The 3,821-nt window shown below is 62.4% G+C and carries 6 protein-coding genes; 5 read left to right on the top strand and 1 reads right to left on the bottom strand.

Annotated features, from left to right (window positions below):
* The 3 genes from WCB02_RS08985 to WCB02_RS08975 form a co-directional block, all read left to right on the top strand.
* A partial coding sequence (locus tag WCB02_RS08985) for a GNAT family N-acetyltransferase (RefSeq protein WP_423957616.1) occupies positions 1 to 195 on the top strand: 195 nt, incomplete at its 5' end.
* Positions 196 to 272: 77 nt separating this feature from the next.
* Positions 273 to 563, top strand: a complete 291-nt coding sequence (locus WCB02_RS08980) for a GNAT family N-acetyltransferase (protein WP_423957615.1) — start codon at positions 273 to 275, stop codon at positions 561 to 563.
* A 137-nt stretch (positions 564 to 700) separates the two neighbouring features.
* Positions 701 to 868 carry a DUF1127 domain-containing protein gene (locus WCB02_RS08975; RefSeq protein WP_423957614.1) on the top strand — a complete coding sequence of 56 codons (168 nt, stop codon included), beginning with the start codon at positions 701 to 703 and terminating at the stop codon, positions 866 to 868.
* 78 nt (positions 869 to 946) lie between these two features.
* Here WCB02_RS08975 and WCB02_RS08970 read toward each other — a convergent pair whose 3' ends face one another.
* Positions 947 to 1,360, bottom strand: a complete 414-nt coding sequence (locus WCB02_RS08970) for a DUF3597 domain-containing protein (RefSeq protein WP_423957618.1) — start codon at positions 1,358 to 1,360, stop codon at positions 947 to 949.
* 375 nt (positions 1,361 to 1,735) lie between these two features.
* Between WCB02_RS08970 and WCB02_RS08965 the strand changes: the two genes are divergently transcribed.
* On the top strand, positions 1,736 to 2,650 hold the full coding sequence (locus WCB02_RS08965; RefSeq protein ID WP_423957613.1) for a DUF2189 domain-containing protein: 915 nt from the start codon (positions 1,736 to 1,738) through the stop codon (positions 2,648 to 2,650).
* Between the two features lie 276 nt (positions 2,651 to 2,926).
* Positions 2,927 to 3,742: a lytic murein transglycosylase gene (locus WCB02_RS08960; RefSeq protein WP_423957612.1), complete on the top strand. Its 816-nt coding sequence runs from the start codon at positions 2,927 to 2,929 to the stop codon at positions 3,740 to 3,742.
* The last annotated feature ends 79 nt before the right edge of the window (positions 3,743 to 3,821 follow it).

The raw sequence follows: 3,821 nt of genomic DNA, 5'->3' as shown, positions 1-3,821 counted from the left end.
GTCGACGGCAATGTCATCACCTTCATCCATACCGAAGTGCCGCCGGAGCTCGGCGGCCAGGGTGTGGGCTCGAGGCTGTTGCAAGGCGCGCTCGACCAGATTCGGGCGACGGAGATGAAAGTGATCGCGGCGTGTCCGTTCGTCAAAGCCTGGATCGGCGCGCATCCGGAATATAAGGATCTCTTGAGAGTCTGACCCGGCCCGAGTTCGCTGGTTTGCATCGGCCGGTTCGTAGGCCTACATGATCGCAGGACCTGATCTGGAAGACGGACATGACTGCCGTTCGCGACAACAAGGCGCAGAGCCGCTTCGAGCTTGACGTCGAGGGCACGATGGCTTTCGCCAATTATCGCGCGACGCCCGATTCCATCATCATCACCCACACCGAGACGCCGCGCGCCCTGCGCGGCCGCGGCATTGCGTCTGAACTGGTCGAAGGCGCGCTGGAGCTGATCCGCGCCGACGGACGCAAGGTCATCGCCGGTTGCGGCTTTGTGGTGGATTTTCTGCAGAAGCACCCGGAATATGCGGATTTGGCAAGATATAACGGCTCGGCTTGGTAAAGCAGGCGTGACCGAGCACCTCCGTCTCCACCCGCAAGACTACGGAGATGCAACGCCGTTAACTCGATGCATACGGGCAGAGCGCAGCAATGCCTCCCAAAAGCGCTTGCCGCGCTTGGACCTTGGGAGACGTCGCCATGTTGCTTGCCACTCTGTTCGGAACAGTCCAGCGCTACCTTCGCTATCGCGCCCAATTGCTCAGCATCGAAGCGCTTGACGACCACATGCTGAACGATATCGGGCTCCGCCGCTCCGACTTGAGCGAGGCCGCCTGGCATCAGGTCGAGCACGTCACCAGACATTGACGCGTCACCTTCTCTGTCTCTACCGTCAAACAAAGGCCCGCTGACCAGCGGGCCCGTTCCGTTGCGCCTGACGAGATCTTAATGCTTGATCTCAGGAGGCAGCTTGCCGCCATTGGCTGCGAGCTTGGCCATCACCTGCTTGTGCAGCCAGACGTTCATGCTCGCGGAATCATTGGTGTCGCCGGTATAGCCGAGCTCCTTGGCCAGTTCCTTGCGCGCGGCCAGGCTCGAATCGATATCGAGCGCCTTCATCAGATCGACGATCGAGGTGCGCCATTCCAGCTTTTCGTGCTTGGCTGCAACCGCCCTGTCCAGGATCGGCGCGACCTCCACCGTTTGCGCCGGCGGCGGCGCAGGCGCAGCTGCCGTGCCCGTGGTTCCAGTAGCTGTCCCACCCATGCCCGCAGGAGCGGTGGCCGCGCCGCCGCTCGAAGGCGCAGCGTCCGCGGAGTGGCCGAATATCCCGCTCATGATTTTTCCGAAAATACTCATCGTTTGCTCCCAATGGATTGGCAATTCTGTGAAGGCAGGAACGGCTTTTATGTGTCGGTGGCAGATACGGAGCTTTGATCGCTCGAGAATCTTAGCCGCGCCGCTCGCGGTTGCCAATGCGCACCAAGATCGTGATTAGAGCCTCGCTGCGACGAAATGACGGCGGAATGACGCGCTCCACGGTTGCGTTGCGGCATCGATTTTCACCCAGCCGTGAGCCACCTCGGCCTGGTTTGGGAGTATGCTGATCACTCAGTTCGCGACCAGGCCCGAAAAGGTTCGCGTCTGGCCTGATCGTGATCGCTCGTCTGACGGCCACTTGCACCCTCGACCGGTGCAAAGAACGCTGCCGCTGCGACCAGGGAGCTAACGACCATGGCCACGTTATACCAAGACAATGTCACGCCACAGGTTCAGCCGACGCCGGATGCGACGGCCGGACCCATCATCCGCACCATTGGTCTATCCGATCTGCATCAGGCGCTACGGCTGGGCTGGGAAGACTTCAAGGCGGTGCCGAGTCACGCGATCATTCTGTGCGTGATCTATCCGGTCCTCGGACTGGTGTTGGCGCGCGCCGCGTTCGGCTATGCAGTGCTGCCGCTGCTGTTTCCGCTAGCCGCGGGCTTTGCGCTGCTCGGACCATTCGCTGCACTGGGCCTCTATGAGCTGAGCAGGCGGCGCGAGCGCGGCGAAGATCCATCCGCCTGGGATGCCCTTGACGTGCTGCAATCGCCGTCGTTCGGCGCGATGCTCGGGCTCGGCACATTGCTGCTGGCATTGTTCGTGACCTGGGTCGCCACCGCGCAGGCCATCTACGTTGCGGTGTTCGGTTATCAGGGCGCCTCTGGCGTCTCCGATTTCGTTCAACGCGTGCTGACCACGCCGCAAGGATGGTGGTTGATCGGGGTCGGCTGCGGCGCCGGTTTCCTGTTCGCGCTGGTGGCGCTCTGCATCAGCGTGGTGTCATTCCCCATGATGCTCGACCACCATGCCGGCGCCGGCGAAGCGATGGTCACGTCGATGCGCGTCGCGGCAAAGAACCCGGCCACGATAGCGGCCTGGGGCCTCATCGTCGCGGCGCTTTTGGTGCTGGGGTCGCTGCCGTTCTTCTTGGGCCTTGCCGTCGTCATCCCCCTGCTCGGCCACGCCAGCTGGCATCTCTACCGCAAGGCGGTCGCGATCGATCCGAATGCCCGCCCGGTTCCGCCGCGCTCACGCCGTGAGCGGCGGCCTGCGGCGGATTTTCCCGCGAATCTGTTCCCATGGCGGCGGCGCGACGGCGCTTGAAAATTCAGCAGACATGCTCCAGACCGCCGGTCGATTCGCACCGGCGGCCTGACCTTTGAAGCAGCTGTCTTTTTTGGTCGCATTTTCCTACGGAAAGCCCCTGTCCACCCACCCGGAAAATGCTCCGAGGCCACTGGCATTCCCTGCAGATTGATGATTGACCGTCCGTCATGAGTTGCTCACCATGACGGACTAGCCTCGTTTCGGCCGCGGTTGATATCAACATCTTGATTCGCTGGTCATCCTCGAATCGATCATTGTCCCGGGATGCCTTTGATGATCCTTCGCCGAACCTTGCTCGCCTGCGCGATCAGCGCCGCCCTCATCCTGCCCGGAACCGCGGCGCCCGCGGCCCCCTGCGGCACCGGGAACTTCGAAGCGTGGCTCGCCGACTTCAAGACAGAGGCCGCAGGCAAGGGAATCTCGCAAGCCACCATCAACGCGAGCCTGAACGGCGTCACGCTCGATCAGAGCGTGCTGTCGCGCGACCATTCGCAGAAGGTCTTCAGCCAGAGTTTTGAAGAGTTTTCCGGCCGCATGGTGCCTCCCAGATTGACGCGCGGCTCCAATATGCTGAAGCAATACGGCTCGGTGCTGTCCCGGATCGAGGAGACCTATGGCGTGCCGGGCGAGGTGCTGGTGGCGATCTGGGGGCTGGAGACCGATTTCGGCGTCAATACCGGAAAGTTTCCGACACTGCGCTCGCTCGCGACGCTGGCCTATGATTGCCGGCGCTCGGACGAGTTCCGCGGCGAGCTGACCGACGCGCTGCGGATCGTCGACCGTGGCGATCTTGCGCCCTCAGAGATGCGCGGCGCCTGGGCGGGCGAAATCGGCCAGACCCAGTTCATGCCGTCGTCCTGGATCAAATTCGCCGTTGATTTCGACGGCAATGGCAAACGCGACCTCATGCACAATGCGCCGGATGTGCTGGCCTCGACTGCCAACTATCTCAAGGGCTATGGCTGGCAGCGCGGCAAGGACTGGGAGCCCAATGGCCCCAATTTCGCGGTGCTGCAGCAGTGGAACAAGAGCGACGTCTATGCGCGCACGATCGCCCATTTCGCAACCGAACTGTCCCGTGCGCCCTAGCCGACCAACCAAATGAGAAGGCCGATCGCTCGACGCGATCGGCCCCCTGCCCCACACGGAAACCTTCGCAGCTTACTTC

Origin of the sequence: Bradyrhizobium sp., from assembly GCF_049581145.1 — a bacterium.
Taxonomy (GTDB): domain Bacteria; phylum Pseudomonadota; class Alphaproteobacteria; order Rhizobiales; family Xanthobacteraceae; genus Bradyrhizobium.
This window is presented reverse-complemented; position numbering and strand designations above follow the sequence as displayed.

Bases quoted from the DNA above. Each gene is read 5' to 3' on its own strand.
- WCB02_RS08975 (WP_423957614.1), top strand. From the start codon at position 701: ATGTTGCTTGCCACTCTGTTCGGAACAGTCCAGCGCTACCTTCGCTAT.
- WCB02_RS08970 (WP_423957618.1), bottom strand. From the start codon at position 1,360: ATGAGTATTTTCGGAAAAATCATGAGCGGGATATTCGGCCACTCCGCG.
- WCB02_RS08965 (WP_423957613.1), top strand. From the start codon at position 1,736: ATGGCCACGTTATACCAAGACAATGTCACGCCACAGGTTCAGCCGACG.
- WCB02_RS08960 (WP_423957612.1), top strand. From the start codon at position 2,927: ATGATCCTTCGCCGAACCTTGCTCGCCTGCGCGATCAGCGCCGCCCTC.
- WCB02_RS08980 (WP_423957615.1), top strand. From the start codon at position 273: ATGACTGCCGTTCGCGACAACAAGGCGCAGAGCCGCTTCGAGCTTGAC.